This is a genomic window from Desulfosporosinus youngiae DSM 17734 (assembly GCF_000244895.1).
GTDB classification, from domain to species: Bacteria; Bacillota; Desulfitobacteriia; order Desulfitobacteriales; family Desulfitobacteriaceae; genus Desulfosporosinus; species Desulfosporosinus youngiae.
In genome coordinates this window covers 5,641,985-5,660,978 of the sequence record NZ_CM001441.1, presented here as the reverse complement: position 1 = coordinate 5,660,978, position 18,994 = coordinate 5,641,985, and the positions used below count along the sequence as shown (strand labels likewise).

The 18,994-nt window shown below is 40.4% G+C and carries 19 protein-coding genes; 17 read left to right on the top strand and 2 right to left on the bottom strand.

What is annotated here, in order from left to right:
* Positions 1-99 precede the first annotated feature (99 nt).
* The 8 genes from rnpA to DESYODRAFT_RS26405 all read left to right on the top strand — a co-directional run bounded on the left by rnpA (position 100) and on the right by DESYODRAFT_RS26405 (position 7,607).
* Complete coding sequence (rnpA, locus tag DESYODRAFT_RS26440) at positions 100-444, top strand: ribonuclease P protein component (RefSeq protein ID WP_007787713.1); 345 nt, start codon at positions 100-102, stop codon at positions 442-444.
* Positions 445-651 (top strand): membrane protein insertion efficiency factor YidD, encoded by a 207-nt coding sequence (yidD, locus tag DESYODRAFT_RS26435; RefSeq protein ID WP_007787711.1) that lies wholly within the window; start codon positions 445-447, stop codon positions 649-651.
* A gap of 11 nt (positions 652-662) precedes the next feature.
* The gene (locus DESYODRAFT_RS26430) at positions 663-1,337 is read left to right on the top strand and encodes a YidC/Oxa1 family membrane protein insertase (RefSeq protein ID WP_007787710.1); all 675 of its coding nucleotides are present in this window, start codon (positions 663-665) and stop codon (positions 1,335-1,337) included.
* Between the two features lie 29 nt (positions 1,338-1,366).
* On the top strand, positions 1,367-1,993 hold the full coding sequence (gene jag / locus DESYODRAFT_RS26425) for an RNA-binding cell elongation regulator Jag/EloR (RefSeq protein ID WP_007787709.1): 627 nt from the start codon (positions 1,367-1,369) through the stop codon (positions 1,991-1,993).
* A 77-nt stretch (positions 1,994-2,070) separates the two neighbouring features.
* The gene (gene mnmE, locus DESYODRAFT_RS26420; RefSeq protein ID WP_007787708.1) at positions 2,071-3,435 is read left to right on the top strand and encodes a tRNA uridine-5-carboxymethylaminomethyl(34) synthesis GTPase MnmE; all 1,365 of its coding nucleotides are present in this window, start codon (positions 2,071-2,073) and stop codon (positions 3,433-3,435) included.
* Positions 3,436-3,443: 8 nt separating this feature from the next.
* Complete coding sequence (mnmG, locus tag DESYODRAFT_RS26415) at positions 3,444-5,345, top strand: tRNA uridine-5-carboxymethylaminomethyl(34) synthesis enzyme MnmG (protein WP_007787707.1); 1,902 nt, start codon at positions 3,444-3,446, stop codon at positions 5,343-5,345.
* Between the two features lie 2 nt (positions 5,346-5,347).
* Positions 5,348-6,067: a 16S rRNA (guanine(527)-N(7))-methyltransferase RsmG gene (gene rsmG, locus DESYODRAFT_RS26410; protein ID WP_007787706.1), complete on the top strand. Its 720-nt coding sequence runs from the start codon at positions 5,348-5,350 to the stop codon at positions 6,065-6,067.
* Between the two features lie 151 nt (positions 6,068-6,218).
* Complete coding sequence (locus DESYODRAFT_RS26405) at positions 6,219-7,607, top strand: VanW family protein (RefSeq protein WP_007787705.1); 1,389 nt, start codon at positions 6,219-6,221, stop codon at positions 7,605-7,607.
* 121 nt (positions 7,608-7,728) lie between these two features.
* On the opposite strand, the gene DESYODRAFT_RS28880 is transcribed toward DESYODRAFT_RS26405, so the two are convergent.
* Positions 7,729-7,920 (bottom strand): hypothetical protein, encoded by a 192-nt coding sequence (locus tag DESYODRAFT_RS28880; RefSeq protein ID WP_169315906.1) that lies wholly within the window; start codon positions 7,918-7,920, stop codon positions 7,729-7,731.
* A gap of 709 nt (positions 7,921-8,629) precedes the next feature.
* On the opposite strand from DESYODRAFT_RS28880, the gene DESYODRAFT_RS26395 reads away from it, so the two are divergent.
* From DESYODRAFT_RS26395 to DESYODRAFT_RS26380, 4 genes are all read left to right on the top strand, one after another.
* A complete protein-coding gene (locus tag DESYODRAFT_RS26395; RefSeq protein WP_042340157.1) occupies positions 8,630-9,391 on the top strand; it encodes a ParA family protein in 762 nt (253 codons plus the stop codon).
* Positions 9,384-10,229, top strand: a complete 846-nt coding sequence (locus tag DESYODRAFT_RS26390) for a ParB/RepB/Spo0J family partition protein (protein WP_007787702.1) — start codon at positions 9,384-9,386, stop codon at positions 10,227-10,229. Before DESYODRAFT_RS26395 ends, DESYODRAFT_RS26390 begins: the two co-directional genes overlap by 8 nt.
* Before the next feature lie 813 nt (positions 10,230-11,042).
* On the top strand, positions 11,043-11,744 hold the full coding sequence (locus DESYODRAFT_RS26385) for a DUF554 domain-containing protein (RefSeq protein ID WP_007787701.1): 702 nt from the start codon (positions 11,043-11,045) through the stop codon (positions 11,742-11,744).
* Between the two features lie 191 nt (positions 11,745-11,935).
* Entirely contained in the window at positions 11,936-12,436 is a 501-nt protein-coding gene (locus tag DESYODRAFT_RS26380) for a DUF4446 family protein (RefSeq protein WP_007787700.1), read from the top strand.
* Positions 12,437-12,465: 29 nt separating this feature from the next.
* Here DESYODRAFT_RS26380 and yyaC read toward each other — a convergent pair whose 3' ends face one another.
* Positions 12,466-13,038 carry a spore protease YyaC gene (gene yyaC / locus DESYODRAFT_RS26375; protein WP_007787699.1) on the bottom strand — a complete coding sequence of 191 codons (573 nt, stop codon included), beginning with the start codon at positions 13,036-13,038 and terminating at the stop codon, positions 12,466-12,468.
* Between the two features lie 110 nt (positions 13,039-13,148).
* On the opposite strand from yyaC, the gene DESYODRAFT_RS26370 reads away from it, so the two are divergent.
* The 5 genes from DESYODRAFT_RS26370 (at position 13,149) to DESYODRAFT_RS26355 (ending at position 18,993) form a co-directional block, all read left to right on the top strand.
* Positions 13,149-14,180, top strand: coding sequence for a YkvI family membrane protein (locus DESYODRAFT_RS26370; RefSeq protein ID WP_007787698.1), 1,032 nt, complete (start codon positions 13,149-13,151; stop codon positions 14,178-14,180).
* 251 nt (positions 14,181-14,431) lie between these two features.
* Positions 14,432-16,327, top strand: coding sequence for a selenocysteine-specific translation elongation factor (gene selB / locus DESYODRAFT_RS26365; RefSeq protein ID WP_007787697.1), 1,896 nt, complete (start codon positions 14,432-14,434; stop codon positions 16,325-16,327).
* A 306-nt stretch (positions 16,328-16,633) separates the two neighbouring features.
* A complete protein-coding gene (locus DESYODRAFT_RS29695) occupies positions 16,634-16,765 on the top strand; it encodes a hypothetical protein (protein ID WP_282433044.1) in 132 nt (43 codons plus the stop codon).
* Positions 16,766-16,769: 4 nt separating this feature from the next.
* Complete coding sequence (locus DESYODRAFT_RS26360) at positions 16,770-17,933, top strand: ABC transporter substrate-binding protein (protein WP_007787696.1); 1,164 nt, start codon at positions 16,770-16,772, stop codon at positions 17,931-17,933.
* 169 nt (positions 17,934-18,102) lie between these two features.
* Positions 18,103-18,993: a branched-chain amino acid ABC transporter permease gene (locus DESYODRAFT_RS26355; RefSeq protein ID WP_007787694.1), complete on the top strand. Its 891-nt coding sequence runs from the start codon at positions 18,103-18,105 to the stop codon at positions 18,991-18,993.
* The last annotated feature ends 1 nt before the right edge of the window (position 18,994 follow it).

The window sequence follows — 18,994 nt, the reverse complement described above, 5'->3', positions numbered from 1 at the left end:
TTTTTTTTAAATAATTTTCTATGGTTTCATACTTGCTCCTGAAACGTTTAAACTGAAGCATAGTGAGTTAGAATATAGGTATGGAAGCCTGGAGGACTTATGTTACAAAAAAAATACCGCTTGCGCCAAAAATCGGGCTTCAAAACAATTTTTGAACTCGGAAAAAACTATTCTAACAAATATGTTGCTATTTATATTTTTTCTAAAGGACCTAATCGCTTTGCTTTTATCGCCTCTAAAAAAGTTGGAAATGCTGTTCAACGTAATCGGGCAAAGAGATTGATGAGGGAAGTCATCCGCCTTCATCTATCAGAAATAAGAAAAGATATACAAATTATTTGTATTGCTAGGGTGAGAATCAAAGGAGTTTCCTACTCTGAAGTCGAAAAGAGTATAATGAATATTTTATGGAAAGCTAATATATTGAAAAAAGTGAGTAAATAAATGAATTATATTTTGGTTGGTTTGATTCGTGTGTACCAAAAATTTATTTCTCCTTTAAAGGGACAAACTTGCCGTTTTTATCCCAGCTGTTCGGAATATTCCATTCAGGCTTTACAGAAGTACGGACTTATTAAAGGAAGTTGGAAATCAATTAGAAGAATCCTAAGATGTCATCCGTTTAATCCGGGAGGGCATGATCCAGTTTAAGGAGGGCTTTTGTGAGTACGATCGTTGAGGGAATGAAGAATTTATTAGATATACTCTATAATTTGTCAAGTTCAGTAGGTCTGCCCTATTATGGGGTAGCCATTATACTTTTAACTATGTTAATTAAAACCCTGATCTTTCCGTTGACTTATAAACAAATGGCCTCGATGCGTAAAACCGTTGATTTACAGCCAAAGATTAAAGCGCTGCAGGAAAAATACAAAAATAATAAAGAAAAAGCTAATGCTGCAGTTATGGAGTTATACAAAGAACATAATGTTAACCCATTAGGCGGTTGTCTGCCGATTTTAGTTCAACTGCCGATTTTTTGGGCATTATATAGCGCACTGCTAAATTTTCCGTATGATCCGACAAATCCTACTGCGCATTTGTTCCTAGGTTTTGATTTGACAAGAAAATATGGATTTGCTCTTTCTTATCATTTAATTCTGCCTATATTTGCCGCAGCAACTACTTATCTGCAAACCAGATTGACCAGTCCAAATGCTACAACAGACCCAACCCAAAAGACGATGTTGTACATTATGCCGGCATTTTTTGCTTACATTAGTGCTACGGTTCCAGCAGGCTTAGCCTTATATTGGGTAACTATGAATGTTGTGTCGATTTTTCAACAATTGTTTATTAATAACAGATTATCGAACAAAACTAAGAAAGCAATATAGGGAACGTGTAAGCGTGAGGAGGATCGTTCATGAGGATTGCAGAGAAAACTGGGAAGACAGTTGAAGAAGCTATCTGTGCGGGGATTACCGAGTTGGGCGTTGATCGTGATCGTGTTAAAATTGAGGTTTTAGAAGAACCTGCTAAGAAAGGGCTATTTGGTCTCTTTGGAACTCGTCTTGCAAGAGTACGTGTTTCTTATGAAGATAATCCGGGTCTGTTAGCTGCTGACTTTATACAAAAGGTCTGTCAGGCGATTAGTGTAAAAGCTGATACCCAGGTGAGTAAAACTGGAGAACACTGGCATATTAATATAGCTGGTCCGGAACTTGGGATTCTTATCGGCCGGCGTGGAGATACGCTGGATGCTCTTCAATATTTAACAAATTTAGCCGTGGCAAAACAACTCTCTGAGAGAGTGCGAATTATTGTTGATGTAGAAGGATATAGGCTGCGTCGCGAAGAAACTTTGGTTCGTCTCGCCAAACGATTATCAGAAAAAGTAAAGAGGACAGGCACAAGGATAGTGTTAGAGCCGATGAACCCTCATGAGCGGCGAATTATCCACACTTCTTTACAGGATGAAGCTAGAATTTCAACCTTTAGTGAGGGCGATGATCCGAATCGAAGGGTTGTAATATCACTTAAAAGAGGCTAAAGAGGGGTAAACCCCCTCTTTTTTATTCTAATCAGACGAAGAACTATAGATTAGTTCAATAGATGGAGCTGAATGCTTTGGAAGATACGATTGTGGCAATGGCAACGGCCATGGGTGAGGCAAGTATTCATATTTTAAGATTAAGTGGTTCTAAAGCCAGGGAAATTATTGAAAAATCCTTTGAACCGCAGAATAAAAAACGCTGGTTACTTGACGAAAATTTTACTCTGAATCTTGGGGTTTTACGTGATGAGGATAGAATTCTTGATGAAGTTCTGATCGGCAGGATGTTGGCTCCTTCTTCTTATACAGGTGAGGATGTTTATGAAATCAACTGTCATGGAGGCCCTTTTGTTGCTCAGAGAATTTTAGAGGCCTGTATTCGTCATGGTGCACGGTTAGCTGAACCAGGTGAGTTCTCTAAACGGGCGTTTTTGAACGGAAAGCTTGATTTAGTTCAAGCAGAGGCCGTGATTGATTTAATTAGCTCTCGAACTGAGACATCTGCAAATTTAGCATTATCTCAGTTGAATGGCGGACTCTCAGATTCAATTATTAGTTTAAGGGAAGAAATTTTAGAAGTTCTTGCCTTCATAGAAGCCGGCATAGATTTTCCGGAAGATGATGTTGAAAGCTTAGATAGAGAATCTCTTCAGTCCTTAATTAATAAGGCTCTTATTCATGCCAATCGTTTATTGGCAGGGAGTAAGACAGGTAAAATACTGCGGGAAGGCTTACTTACGGTCATTGTTGGACAACCTAATGTTGGAAAATCAAGTTTGCTTAACGCTCTTTTGCATGAAGAACGAGCGATTGTGACGGATATTCCGGGAACAACACGTGATGAAATTAGGGAATCTGTCAGTGTAGGAGGAATCCTTCTGCAATTGGTAGATACGGCAGGTATCTGTGAGAGTGATGATCTTGTAGAGCGTCTTGGCATTGAAAGATCTTGGAAAGCCTTAACAACGGCTGAATTAATCTTGTTAGTGGTGCAGGCTGATAGGCCCCTGACAGAGATAGACTATCAGATTTTAAATACTTACGACCATAAGGTTATTGTGCTTGTTAATAAAATAGATTTATTGAACGAAAATCAAGAGGTTATTTCGCTTAGTGAGAAAGGATTCTGGATACCTTTTTCGGTTCATGAGAACAGGGGATTTACAGAGCTGGAAGAGGAAATAAGAAAGAGAGTTTATCAAGGAGAGAGTATTCCCTCCACAGATCCACTTCTTTCCAATGTACGGCAGATTTCTTCTTTAGTGCATTGTGACAGTGCTTTGAAACAAGCACTGGAGAGTTTGCAGTTAGGGATGCCTTGGGATATACTTTCTATTGATATTCGACGAGCTTTACAATATGTTTCGGAAATAACAGGTCATGATGTTCAAGAGTCCCTTCTTGAGGATATTTTTTCTCGATTTTGTATTGGAAAGTAGGATGAGTTTTGGAATACTTTGCTGGAAAATACGATGTGATCGTCGTCGGAGCAGGACATGCCGGATGTGAGGCCGCTCTTGCCGCCGCACGAATTGGCTGCGAGACGCTTTTGCTTACTTTAAGTTTAGATACGGTTGCACATATGCCGTGTAATCCTTCTCTGGGAGGACCAGCTAAGGGGCATTTAGTTCGGGAAATTGATGCTTTAGGTGGTCAAATGGGTATTACTGCGGATGAGACCTCGTTACAAGTTAAAATGCTGAATACTGGAAAGGGTCCGGCTGTTCATGCCTTGAGAATACAATCGGATAAACAAGCCTATCAAAATCATATGCGAAATGTGTTGCTTTCGCAGCCTCAATTGACGATTATTCAAGGTCTTGTAGAAAGAATTGTTGTTGATAATTATAAGATAGCCGGTGTTGTAACTCGTACCGGTGCACGATTTGAATCAGGGAATATTGTATTGACAAGCGGAACTTATCTGCGCGGCAGGATAATTATTGGAGATTCTATGTACCAAGGCGGACCCAATGGTCAGATGCCGGCAATGTCTCTTTCAGATTCGCTCAAAGAATTCGGTGTAGAATTAGGCAGATTTAAAACAGGAACACCACCAAGGATTCAGCGCCAGTCTGTTGATTATTCAAAGTTTTCTATCCAACCCGGTGATCAAATCCCTTGGCGTTTTTCATTTATGCCCACTGAGTCTAAGTTTTGGCATGGAGATCCTTCTAAACAAGAATCCTGTTGGTTAGGATATACCTCAGCTAAAACTCACGGTATTATTCGGGATAATCTTTATCGTGCACCTTTGTACTCAGGAAAAATTGAGGGCATTGGTCCGCGCTATTGTCCTTCCATCGAAGATAAAGTGGTTCGTTTCGCGGATCGGGATTCTCATCAGATTTTTTTAGAGCCTGAAGGCTGGCAGAGTGATGAACTTTATGTGGCAGGTTTATCGACCAGCATGCCTGAGGAGGTTCAAATTCAAATATTGGAAAGTATTCCAGGTTTAGAGAATGTTCGTATGTTAAGACCTGGGTATGCAATTGAATATGATTATGTTTTACCTCGTCAGCTTTCCCTTTGTTTAGAGGTTCGCCAATTAAAAGGTTTATTTACGGCCGGGCAGCTAAATGGAACATCCGGATATGAGGAAGCAGCAGCTCAGGGATTAATCGCAGGAGTTAATGCTGCTTTGCAAGCATTAGGAAAAGACCCTTTTGTTCTTCGGCGTTCAGATGGTTATGCAGGAGTCTTAGTGGATGATCTAGTCACAAAGGGTGTTAAAGAGCCTTATCGTCTTTTAACATCCCGAGCTGAGTATCGGCTTGTACTTCGTCAGGATAATGCTGATCTGAGATTAACTGAGAAAGGACGAGGGGTTGGATTAGTCAACGAAGAACGGTGGCAGCGTTTTAATGAAAAGAAGAAAAACTTTGAGTATATAAAAGGATGTTTAAAATCTACGGTTTTCTCCCCTCTGAGAGAAGATCTGCAAGTGATGTTAATTGAAGCAAAGTCTACTCCTACACGGGGAGGAATAAGCGCGCAAGAGTTGATCCGCAGACCGGAACTTTCTCTTAAACATCTCATAAAGCTTATCCCTGAGTTGAATAAGTTTGATCCGGAAGTTTTAGAAGTGGCTGAGATTGAGGCCAAGTATGCTGGATATATTGAAAAGCAATTAGAGGATATTGAAAAATTTTCCAAATTGGAAGAGCGGATTCTTCCGGTCACTATTAATTACGACGATATCCGGGGCTTATCCACTGAAGGAAGACAAAGGCTTATGGAGGTCAAGCCTCTAAATTTAGGACAGGCTTCTCGAATTACAGGAGTAACTCCGGCTGATATTTCCGTTTTACTCGTTTTTTTAGAACAGCGACGTAGAAAGGAGAAATAACGGTGTTTAATGAGTATGCTCCTTTAATTAAAAGGTTAACCTATGAATATATTGGCTGTGATTTAAGCGAATTACAGGTTACTCAGCTTTGTCAATTTGGGGACCTCTTGCTTGAGTGGAATCAGAAATTGAATTTGACAAGAATTACGGATCCCCAAGATGTTATTTTAAAGCACTTTATAGATTCGATGGTTCTTTCTAAATTTATTCAAGGTAATAGATTTGCTGATTTAGGTACCGGAGCAGGGTTTCCGGGTATCCCGCTTAAGATTTTGCGGCCGGAGTTAAGTGTTGTTCTAGTAGATTCTCTAAAAAAGAGATTAGATTTTCTTGACATGGTGATTAAAAAATTAAATTTAAAAAAGGTTATAACGGTTCATGCCAGGGCAGAAGATTTTGGCAGAGATTCACATTACAGAGGATATTTTGACACCGTAAGCTCACGTGCAGTGGCTAGACTTCCTATTTTGTTGGAGTTTGCCTTGCCTGTTCTTAAAGTAAATGGTCTTTTTCTGGCTGCAAAGGGATTACAGGCTGATCAAGAATTAGCAGAATCTGAGAAGGCTTTAAAGATCTTAGGTGGAATCTGTGAGGGAATCGAACATTTTAATTTGGGAGAGAATGCCGAGCATCGAGCAGTGCTATTAATTCGGAAAGAGATTCAGACCCCTTCACAATTTCCGCGAAAAGCTGGTACTCCTAATAAGAATCCTATTGTTTGAGTTGTTAGATCCTAAATAATTAGTTCGAATAGGGCATTACTCAAAGAAGTAAGGCTCTTTTTTATGTAGGACTGTGAAGGAAATACGGGTAGAACGTCGAATTTAAGAATATAGTATCATGCTTGCTCAGATAGATGTAGGGGGGGACAATTTGAAAGGTTCGTACAATCGTAGTTCTTCTAATAAATCCCGAACAGGATTTAATTTTAAGAAGATCAAAAAATACTATATTCATTTGGCTATAATTTTTTCTTTAATCGTATTTGCTGGTCTTTCGGCTTTAGTTTATACTTGGGACAACCAATTAATTACTAATGGGGTAACCATTTCTGGTGTGAATATAGGTAATATGACTCAAGATCAGGCCAAAGAGACAATGGACAAAGAGATTCAACGCTTAATGGATCAAACTCTCAAACTTAGTATTGATCAACATTCACCTGATTTTAGGCTTGGTGATCTAGGACTTTTAGTATCGGCTGACTCGGCACTAAACGATGCCTATGATATCAGCAGGAATGGATCAATTCTTAATAAGATTATTAATAAGATTTCTGCAACTAAAGGGATAGACCTTAGTTTATCTCATGATTGGAACGATGAAACCTTATTACAGGAACTTAATAAGAATCTGGAATCCTTAAATAATCCTGCTGTCGATGCTTCTTTTAAGATTTCTCCTCAGAATACTATGATTATTACTAAAGAGCAGATTGGACAAGTGGTTGATGTTGAAGACTTAATGACTCAGATTAAAGGTATTGATATTTATGATCCACCTTCTGAGATTCAAGGTCATTATAAAGACCAATTTCCACAAGTAACTGCTGCCCAGTTAGAAGATCAAAAAATTACCGGTCTCTTGGCAAGTTATACGACTCGATTTGATCCAACCCAGACTGCCAGATCCGGGAATGTACGTCTTGCCGCAAATGCTTTAGATAAAGCTGTAATCAAGCCTGGTGATACTTTATCCTTTAATAAGATCGTTGGTGAAAGAACTGTAGAGGCAGGATATAAAGATGCCTATGTTATTGTAAACGGGCAATTTGTTCCAGGCTTGGCAGGGGGTATTTGTCAAGTTTCAAGTACGTTATATAATACCGGATTGCTTGCTAATTTGCCTGTTACCCAACGAAGTAATCATGATTTAGCTATTTCCTATGTTCCGCTTGGCCAAGATGCAACGGTTGCCTTTCCTGATCTTGATTTAAAGTTTCTTAATAATACTGAAGGATATCTTTTGCTTCGTTCTAAAGTCAGTAATAATTCAGTTACTATTGAACTTTATGGTAAGGTAGTTCCGGGGCAGGAAGTTAGTATAAGTAATACTACAGAGTCTGTTATACCTTTTGAAGTTAAAAATCTTGTTGATGAAACACTTGCCCATGGGGAATCAATTGTTAAACAAGAGGGTCAACCTGGTTATTTAGTGAAATCTTCTCGCATAGTTAAAATGAATGGCACAGTTGTAAAAACCGAGCCTCTTAAGCAGAGTCGTTATATTCCTTTACCTAAAATTGTTGCGGTTGGTGCGTAAGTAGTATTGATTTTCAGAAAAAGCGTTAATAGCGCTTTTTTTGTGTTATTAGGTGGTTTGGATTGATGTTATACTTTCTCTAAGGATGAAAAGGAGCTGTGTCCGGGTCGGGCAGCTTCGCCTACATCCGTGCAAGATTGAAAAGTGAGTGTTCTCGGGTCGGGCAGTTTCGCCCACATCCGCTTACCGCAGCATTCCGAGGCTGGCCCACTCGCCGGTGCGGGACTCCGCCAAACCTCCGGGTAATACCTTGTGAACCCGTGGCTCCGTATCCCCGCACCGGCTTGTGGGCTTTTACTGCCTCTCCATGCAATGGGTTCGCTTCTGTGGACGAAGCTGCCCTGCTTGATGGCCTGGGGATTTTTCTGCAGGTCTTTAGGACCTTTTTTAGAGTAGCGGTTTATGCCGTTGCCGCATCATCATCAGAGGATTAAAAAGTGAGTGCTCTCGGGTCGGGCAGCTTTGCCCCACATCCGTGCAAGATTAGTTAATTCGTGCGAAGACAGTGTCTTCGTGTACCGCAGTATTCCGAGGCTCGATCCCTCGTCGATGAGGGAGCCACCTTCAGCGGATAAGTATTCTTTGGAGATAGCCGCTTCGGCGAAACTGTATCCTACGCTGGTAGGGATTCTTTAAGGGATCACGGCTTCGGCGATACTCTCCGCTGGAGACTATCGTACCGGACACTTTCGTGCCAAACCCCTGGGTAATACCCGATGTGAACCTGTGGCTCCCTGTCTCCGCGCCAGCTTTGTAGAGCTTATCGCCTCGAATTGCGTTAGTTCACTCCTTTGAAAGATGCTTCCTTCTTTTTGAAACTCTTAAATATAATTAAAAATCGAATTGTATTGGTTTTGTTGCCAATATAAATCTATATTTGTTTTACTAAATACGATACAATGAAGGTAGAAGATTTTCACCACGAGAAAATGTCTTATAGTCTGGATTGTTGTTAAGTTTAATGTATCACTTATTGTTATGTGGTATTTTGTATCGAGAGATAAAGGAAGTGTGGACTATTGATAACTAAGGTGTTTGCTGTTGCCAATCAAAAAGGCGGTGTTGCTAAGACAACAACAGCGATAAATTTGAGCGCTTGTTTGACTGAATTAGGAAAACGTGTTTTACTTGTTGACTTAGATCCACAAGGAAATGCTACGAGTGGTGTAGGAATAATTAAACAAAAATTGACTCGCTGCATTTATGATGTATTAATTAATGATATCCCCCTTGAGCAAGTAATTATGAAAACCGAACAGAAGGGCTTGAAGGTTGTTCCTGCGCGTATTGAATTAGCCGGTGCAGAAATTGAATTGGTTGCTCAGAATTCACGAGAGGGTAAATTGAGAAATGCCATTGAATCCGTAAAAGACGATTATGATTTTATTATTATTGATTGCCCTCCTTCATTGGGCCTACTTACTTTAAATGCTTTAACTGCGGCAACTGATGTTATTATTCCTATTCAATGTGAGTATTACGCTCTTGAGGGGTTAACCCTTTTAATGAATACTTTGGAACGGGTTCGTAAACACCTCAACCCTAATTTAAATATTTTAGGCGCTCTGTTAACAATGTTTGATGCACGCACGAATTTAGCCATACAAGTAGTTGATGAAGTAAAAAAATACTTTCCACGCAAAGTATTTCGAACGATTGTACCAAGAAATGTTCGTTTAAGTGAAGCCCCTAGCCATGGAAAGGCCATCAATACTTATGATAGTCGTTCAAGGGGTGCAGAAGTATATCGTGATTTAGCAAAGGAGGTTTTAGAACGTGTCTAAGAAAGGACTAGGACGGGGGCTCCAGGCCTTAATTTCGGATGAGTCAGAAAATGAGTCAGACATAAAGGAAATTCTTATCTCAAGTATTGATCCTAATCCTGATCAACCAAGAAGAGAATTTGAACCCGAAGCATTAAATGATTTAGCGGATTCAATACGTGTTCATGGTTTATTGCAACCAATTTTGGTGAGGCCTATTGGTGAACGATATTTTATTATCGCCGGGGAGCGTAGGCTGAGGGCGGCCAAGATTGCTGGTCTAACGACCATTAAGTGTATTGTTCAATTTTGTACGGATCAAGAAATGGCCGAGCGTGCTTTAATTGAAAATATTCAACGTGCGGATTTATCCGCTGTTGAAGAAGGTTTTGCTTATGAGCGTCTTATTAAAGAATATGGATTAAGTCAGGAACAGGTTGCCCAGCGTGTGGGTAAAGCTCGTTCTACTATTACAAATCTTCTACGTGTCATTCAATTACCTAATACTGTTCTTGATTTACTTCGAGATAATTCCATATCCTTAGGTCATGCTAAAGTGTTATTAAGTGTTAAAGATACTTCTTTACAGGTACTTGCAGCTCAAAAAGCGGCAAAAGAGCAATTATCAGTAAGGGACATAGAGAATCTTATTAATAGACTCACGGAAAAAGTAAAAAATGTAAAACTCCCTCGGGAGATTAACCCCTTGCTTCACAATGTACAGGATCAGTTAAGAACCAACTTTCAAACAAAGGTTATAGTTAAGGGGGACTCTAAAAAGGGAACTATCGAAGTACAGTATTTTTCCGAAGATGAACTAAATCGTCTATTGGAATTGTGGAACATCCGGATTGACTAAAATAATGTTCCACGTGGAACATTATTTTAGTAATATAAACTACAGTCTAATGTTTTCCTCAACGCCTATGAAAATAGATAACATTATTGACAATACCATTGATGGAGGTATCTAAATAGATACTTGTATCAATGGTTTATTATTGATATGATAAAAAGCAGTATTCTCTTCATTTTTCATGGCGGTAAACTAATTATAACTTTGATTTGTTAATTAGTTAATTTATAACCTACTTAGGGCTTGCCAATCAAACTTCTTTTTCTCTCTTAGACATTCAGAGTATTACTGTTTTTTTGCCCTAATATCCAATTCGGAATTAGGCAATCCCCATAAGGATGAGAGTCTTCCCCTCGGCTTGTCCCAGGAATCGTAGGTGCCTACGATTCCTGGGACAAGTTCAGTAGGGTCTGAGGTAAACTTTTTAGTTTACGCTACATCGTTTTTAACTCCAAGTGTACGTTTTTTGACGCCAAAGATTGGTTTCCATGCCCATATATTCCGCAAGACTATCTGTAAACCCTTACAAATCCATACCTTTCGATGGATTAGCAAGCCTTGCTTATGTCGGGTAGTCTAAATTTTGTTTGGGTTTCGTAATATAGTTTATTATGTTTGAGTTTAAGTAATAAATAGAGTGTTTTCCATACTAAATATAACAATCCCCGGTTTTGATGATATTATCAACTATATTATTCCCTTAATGTGTAAGTATTATATCAGCATAGGAGCATTAAAGAAGATAATTGTGTAAATGCACCTACCTTATGTTCCACGTGGAACATAAGGTAGGTGCATAGAAGGAAGGTAACTTAATTGTTAGGAACAATCGTAAATACAATAGCTATTTTGTTAGGAGGTTTAATAGGACTATTATTCGGACATGCTTTACCGGATAAAATGAAAAGAACCGTTATTCAAGGAATAGGCTTAGCCGTATTACTGATTGGAGTAAGTATGGCTATCCAAAGTGAAAATATCTTGGTGGTTATTGCAAGTCTAGCCTTAGGTGGGATTGTAGGGGAATTAATTGATATCGAACTTCAATTAAAGAGATTTGGATATTGGCTTGAGAGCAAATTCTCAAGGAATGGTCAAGGGGATAGATTCCCGAAGGCTTTTGTTACAGCAAGTTTAATATACTGTGTCGGAGCGATGGCTATTATGGGATCATTAAAAAGCGGACTATCAGGAGACCATACCATACTCTATGCTAAATCTATGTTAGACGGAATATCAGCGATAGTGTTTGCCTCATCAATGGGAATAGGGGTATTAGCCTCAGCGATCCCGGTATTTATATATCAAGGACTAATAACTCTTTCAGCCGGGCTATTACAAGGAGTTCTGTCTTCACAAGTTATTACGGAAATGAGTGCAACGGGAGGTCTTCTTATAGTAGGAATAGCCTTAAATATATTAGAAATAAAAGAAATCAAAGTGGGCAATCTATTACCGGGGTTGTTTATAGTCATTCCCATAACAATAATATTTACAAGCCTGCATTTAGGAGGGTAAGAAATTTAGGATTAATTAAGACCAACGTTCTGATAATATTAAACTTATAGTATAGTAAAACTTTATCTGGAAGGAAGTGAATATACCTGGTTAAAGGTAGTCAATGAAAAGTATTCTTTGCAATGCACTACCACTTTGTTAGTCGACAAAGAAAGTTGAATTGTTCAATTTTAAAAACCAGGTGATTATTGGTGACAATTGAAAGTATTATGCCCTTATATTGGTGGGCTGCTTGTATTATGGCTATTGTATTGCTCTTACTCTCCGTAATTACAATTTTGCTTTATGGTCGAATGAAGCGATTTGAGGCATCCTATATAAGCTTACAAACCTTTGTGAATGGCAAACAAATGGATATCTTACTTCAAGAGTATCAAGATAAATTAAGTAAACTGGAACAGAATCTAGAGGAATGCAAAGTAAGGCTCAATCCAATTGAAGTCAAATTGAAAGCCGGCATAGATCGGGCTGAATTAATTCGTTTCAGAGCATTTGAAGATGTAGGCAGCGACTTAAGCTTTGCTTTCGCACTCTTGAATCAAGAGGGAGATGGAGTTGTACTTAGTTCTATCCATAGTCGTGAGGAAGCAAGAGTTTATGCCAAACCAATAAGTGGAGGACAGTCTACGTATTTACTTTCGGATGAAGAAAAAGAAGTCGTCGCAAAAGCGATGATCGGGCAAAAGATTTAAATCTTTAAATCTTTCTGCTAAGGATGTCATTATTGTTTTATATGGGTTCTTAAGTATGAGCGAGTTATAAGAGAACTAATATTTTCTGACATTCTCCAGACTAAGTTGAGCCTGGTATTTTGCAACACCATGTATTCCATAAAACCACCGACATTTACAATGCCGGTCATATGAACTTCTCCAACTTCTGGAAGTTTTTTGTTCACGCCTGCTCCAGGTTTCAAGGGTCCTTGAGCAAGTGTGATGCAGCCGATAGAATCTAAACGGCCAAGACAAGCATCAACTGCGATAATAAAAGGATTAATAAAGTTATTCTTAATTGTAAGTATGTTATGCTCCAGGTTCGTTGCATGTACAGGATCATCCAATGTTCCATAGACATGAAGTTGAGGCAGTTTGAGCCGGGAAAGATGTGTCCCAATCAATGGACCTAAAGCGTCACCAGTTGATCTATCGGTTCCGATACACAGAATTACTGCAGGACGTTTGTGTGTAGAAGCAAAAAGATCTGAAAGATGTTCTTCCAGTTTTGCTTTGGCAGCATAATCATCAACATGCGCTTTAATTTTTTTAGTCTCAGTCAATAATGAAAACAAACTCACAAGCTGCCCCCTTACAATAAATCATTCATTAAATTATTTCCCAAATAGCCTTGTTTTTATGCATGAGATTCGCATTCTGCCCATAAGCATGATGGCAGGAGGGAGTAATCATGCGGTGGAAAGTATCGTTTCAGGTTGCGGCAACTTATATTGGCGCGGTCATGGGGGCTGGTTTTGCTTCCGGTCAAGAAATTCAGCAATTCTTTGCGCGCTTCGGGTATTGGGGATTAATTGGGGTTGTTCTGAGTTCGGTATTATTTTCTCTTCTGGGTTGGGGTATGTTAGATCTTCAAGAACGATGGAAGATCTCTTCCTATAAGCAATTCTTTAACCGTTTACTGGGGCCGGGCTTGGGGAAATGGGCTGATAAGCTGGTCAGTATCCTTTTGTTTGTAGGAATGCTGGCCATGATATCCGGAAGTGGGGCTCTTTTTGAGGAGTATTTTGGATTTTCCAGGTGGTTAGGGATTATCTTGACAGGATCTGTTATAGCCTTAGCCTTATTGTATCGGGGTGAAGGAGTTCTATGGATTAATTCAGTCCTGATACCTTTAAAGTTCGTATTTTGCTTAGGAATTGCAACAATTGCAATATTTGCCACTACTTCGGTGGATAGCGAAAACGTCAAGATGCTGCCAAATCCAATTGTCAGCAATTGGGCAGTTTCGGCGATCTTATATGTTTCCTTTAACCTGACCTTAGCTATGGTGGTATTTGCATCACTGGGGCGAGAGGTTCAAAAGGCCGGTGCTCGTTTAGGAGCGCTTTTGGGTGGGATTGCTCTCGGGCTATTTGCTTTTTCTATAGGATCGGCTTTACTGCGTTATCCGGATATATTGGGTCTGGAAATTCCTATGGTAGGGATTGCGGGTAAGTTAGGGGATTGGCCTGCCTTTTTCTATGTTGTGGTTTTATGGTTAGCCATGATTACTGCGGCAGTAGGAAATGGGTTTAGTCTGATAAGCAGAGTGGCTGAATCTGGAGGCTTGAGTTATGGTAAGGCAGCATTTATAGTATTTCTTCTGCTGATCCCTACAGCAGGGGTGAAATTTTCTCAGATAGTGCAGCTTGTCTATCCTTTATTTGGTTATTTAGGACTGATTTTTATGCCGGCGATTCTTTACTACTGGCTCAGAAGATAAGTGTCGGATCTACAGCGGATAGAAAACTTAGTTCAGAGGAATTTAAAGAGGATTGGACGACGAAAAAGAATTTGTTTACAAGAGAGTTTTTTGCTATAGTTAACTTGGAATGATATCCAATTGAGTACATATGTGAAGTTGGATTACAAGCAGTTCCTTAGCCGTGATGAGGACTTTGTTCGTGAAGATCATGCAAAATTACCAGCTATGAAGAATTTGTGGTCTAAGCCAAGTAAATAAGGGGAACAAAAATGGATGATCGACATTATTTAGTAGGTACAGCCGGGCATGTGGACCACGGCAAAACCGAATTGATTCGGGCTCTTTCCGGGATGGAAACGGATCGCTTAAAAGAGGAGAAGCAAAGAGGGATCTCTATCGAGTTGGGGTTTGCCCATATGATGCTTCCAAGCGGCCGGCAAGTTGGGATGATTGATGTTCCCGGGCATGAACGATTTGTACGTCAGATGTTGGCGGGAGCAAGCGGAATGGATGTGGTGTTACTTGTGATTGCGGCAGATGAAGGTATCATGCCCCAAACACAAGAACATTTAGATATTTTGACATTATTAGGTATTCCCAGAGGAATTGTTGTCTTAAATAAGGTGGACCTTGTGGATCAGGAGTGGCTTGAACTTGTGGAAGAAGAGGTACAGGAGAAACTGAAAAATACCGCCTTCAATACTGCTCGTATATGTCGGGTTTCGGCTGTAACAGGTGAAGGGATCGATGTGCTTCGTGAAACCATTGATCAATTACTTTCGGAGGTGGAAAGTAAAAAATCAACCGGGCCAGTAAGAATGCCGATTGATCGTGTTTTTAGTATTCAGGGGTTTGGTACTGTGGTTACAGGAACCCTGCATGGCGGGACCGTAGAATTAGGACAAGAGTTGGCAATTGAACCAAGCCATCTTATAGCAAAGGTTCGCTCTCTGCAGGTTTATAAAAAGAAAGTTAACTCTGCGGAGGCCGGACAGAGGGTGGCTGTAAATCTGGCAGGTGTCGAGGTTGCTCAAGTAGATCGGGGTTCAGTCCTTGTAACACCGAAAATATTCAATGTAGGGAAAATTTTAGATCTAAAGGTGATTAACCTTTCATCTTCAGATAGACCCTTAACCCAAAGACAACGAGTTCGTTTCCATCTTGGGACGACCGAAATTTTAGGACGCTTACATCTGTTGGACCATGAGGAAATACCCCCTGGCCAAGAAGGGTTTGCTCAAATATTATTAGATGAACCCGTTCTTGCAGCACCAGGGGATCGATTTGTTTTGAGGTTCTATTCCCCCACATATACGATTGCCGGAGGTAAAGTACTTAGCGTAGCAAAGTATAAGTTAAAGCGGTTTAAACAGAGTGTCTTAGAACAAATGAGAATTAAGGACCAAGGGGATCCCCTTGACCTCTTAGAAAGAGAAATGGACGAACCTAGAACGAGCTCAGACTTAGCGGCTCTCTTACATGTTAGTCCTGCAGAAATAGCAGAGAGTTTAAAATCCCTGGAAGAATCGGAACGATTGGAAATCTGGATGGAGGATGATGTTTTACTCTACTGGGGCAAGGCCGCCGCAGAAGCATGGAGATCAAAACTGATTAGAGTTGTAAGGGTTCATGAAGAGGAATATCCTCTGCGCGGCGGAATCAGCAGAGAAGAATTAAAAACCCGCCTGGGAATTTCATGGACGCATCGTCGTTGGCAAACGATTCTGGAACAAGGGTCTGTACGCAAATATTATCGTATCTCCGGAAGCAAAGTTCAAACCAACGAAGGAGTACAACTTCCTCCACTGATAATAAAGAGGCTTGATGCACTACGGGCGTATTGGCAAAATGTTGGACTTATGCCTCCTGAATTGGGGATTGCAGCTGAATCATGTGAGATTCCTAAGACAGAGATACAAGAGTACGCGGGATATTTATGTGAACAAGGTGAGTGGGTTTCAATCGGCGGCTTCTTTTATAGAAGGGACGATATTTCAAAGGCAAAAATGAGTTTGGTACAAGTGTTGCAAGTGCAAGGTGAGATTGGAGTCGCCGAGGTTCGGGAGTTATGGGGAACATCTCGAAAATATGCAGTGCCCTTGCTGGAATACTTTGACCAGCAACGGGTAACACAACGTAAAGGAGATAAACGGACTCTGGTTTAGTAATATTTAACGACAAATTTGAACAAACTAGCTAAAGAGCAGGTAACTTCTAAAAATAAGATAAGTTACTTGTTCTTTTGAATTTGCGGAGGTGTAAAAATTACGTTCACTTTAATAGTTAGGTTATATCCAAAATACTGCTAATAACTTCCTTGCAGTTTTTAAAAAATTCGCGATACTTTATACTCTTAACAGCTTGTCAAATGGTACTATTATATATAGAATATAGAACTAGAAGTTGTTATCTAACAGCCTCTTACTAATGGGTAACCCGATCGGAAAAGATATTTTCGATGGGGGATTTTATTGACGGTATCACATAAAGCTATTGAGGGAATACTGATGGGGGTGAATCTAGAAGAAATAATCGATAAGGCCTTAAAAATGAAAAAGGTACGAAAAAAGTGCAGAAAAAGGGTCTATAATGGAGAGGGGTAGAAGAATGAGAAAGATAGTTTCATTGGCAACGGCAGCGCTGTTAAGCCTTGCCTTAGTGACTGGTTGTGGAGCAGCCGGCGGCGAAAAGGCAGCCGAAGTTATTAAAGTTGGCGGAAACTTAGAATTAAGCGGCGGGGCGGCCGCATTTGGGCAATATGCTGAGAAAGCTATTAAGTTAGCCTTTGAACAGCAAAATGCTAAGGGTGGAGTACTGGGAAAGAAACTGGAATATGTATCGGCAGACAATAAGTCAGACCCGGGAGAATCTACAGTGGCCTCAACTAAGTTGGCTACTCAAGATAAAGTAGTAGCGATCCTTGGACCTATGACAAGCGGAAATACGTTAGCTGCTGTTCAAGTAGTAACAGACAACAAAGTTCCTTTGATTACACCGACAGGGACATCGGATAATGTTACATTCGAAAACGGGAAGGTAAAACCTTGGATTTTCCGGGCTTGTTTTATTGATCCTTTCCAGGGTCAAGTAGCTGCAAATTTTGCTTCGGAAACACTTAAAGTTAAAAAAGCTGCCATTTATATTGACCAAAAGGGAGATTATTCAAAGGGTTTGGCTGCTTCGTTTAAAGAAAACTTCAAAAAGGCCGGCGGAGAGATCGTTGCTGAAGAACAGTATGTAGCCGGCAGTGACAAGGACTTCCGGGCGACACTGGTGCGTATCAAAGCCGCTAACCCAGATGTTGTCTTTGTTCCCGGATATTATCAAGAAGTCGGATTGATCATGAAGCAAGCTCGTGAAATGGAAATGAAGCAAGTATTCCTGGGCGGAGACGGCTGGGGATCCCCTCAGTTAGTGGATGTTGCCGGGCCGAATGCTCTTGAGAATACTTACTATGTTAATCACGGCGCGATGGATGACCCAGGAATGGCTCAGTTTATCAAAGATTTCCAAGGGAAATACAGTTCTGAACCCGATACCTTTGCAGCACTAGGCTATGATACGGCAAATCTCTTAATTAAGGCGCTTGAGAATGCTCAAAGCACCGATCCCGAAAAACTGCGCAGTGCTCTGGAGACTATGAAGGGCTTCCAAGGTATCAGCGGAGAATTGAATGTAGATCCGGCGACCCACAACCCAGTGAAGAGTGCCGCTATTTTACAATACAAAGGCGGTAAGAGCGTATTTATGACAAAGGTAGATCCTAAATAATAAGTTATTAAGCATCAAGTGGTATACTATTGACGGATTAGTTTATCATAATTAAGAAAGGAGGGTGGAGAAACCCTCCCTCCTTTTTGTTTAAGTCACTAGATTGAAATAGATCCCCTATATAATTTGGTATTTCTTGGATGTTATTCGGTAGTTGGGAGTTGAAAATATGGGAAATGTAACTGAGCAAGTATTGCAGCAGATCGTGAACGGACTTTCGCTAGGAAGTATCTATGCTTTAGTTGCTCTGGGCTATACTATGGTCTACGGCATTATTAAGCTTATAAACTTTGCTCACGGGGATATAATGATGGTTGGAGCATACGCCGGATGGTTTGCTACAACAACCTTGCATATGTCATTCATTCCGGCGCTGCTTTTAGCAATGGCTGTCAGCGCAACTCTTGGTGTGCTGATCGAACGTATAGCTTATAAACCTTTGCGCAATGCCACTAGGATTGCAGCGTTGATTACGGCTATTGGAGTCTCCTTTTTCTTAGAATATGGGGGCATGTTAGTGGTGTCACCTCAAATGCGCACCTATCCCCCTGTCTTTCCCGAGACGATCTATAATGTGGGCGGGATTATCATCAAATATGGTGATATAGTCATGGTTGTTACATCCCTCTTCCTTATGGTTCTCTTACATTGCATTGTAAAATATTCGAAAATTGGCAAGGCAATGCGGGCAGTATCTTTTGACAATGAAGCGGCATTATTAATGGGAATTAATGTAAACAACACGATTTCGGCAACCTTTGCTATCGGTTCCTCGCTGGCTGCGGCTGCAGGGGTATTGATGGGGGTTTACTTTAATACGATTGATCCTTTGATGGGGATTGTTCCCGGACTTAAAGCGTTTGTAGCAGCAGTGCTTGGAGGAATAGGAATTATTCCCGGTGCAATGGTTGGGGGATACTTCTTAGGGCTTACTGAATCCATTGTCAGTGGTCTGGGAGCATCAACCTGGCGGGATGCGGTAGCATTCCTGATCCTAATTCTTGTTCTGATCATTAAGCCCAGCGGGCTCTTTGGTAAGAATATCCGTGAGAAAGTGTAGG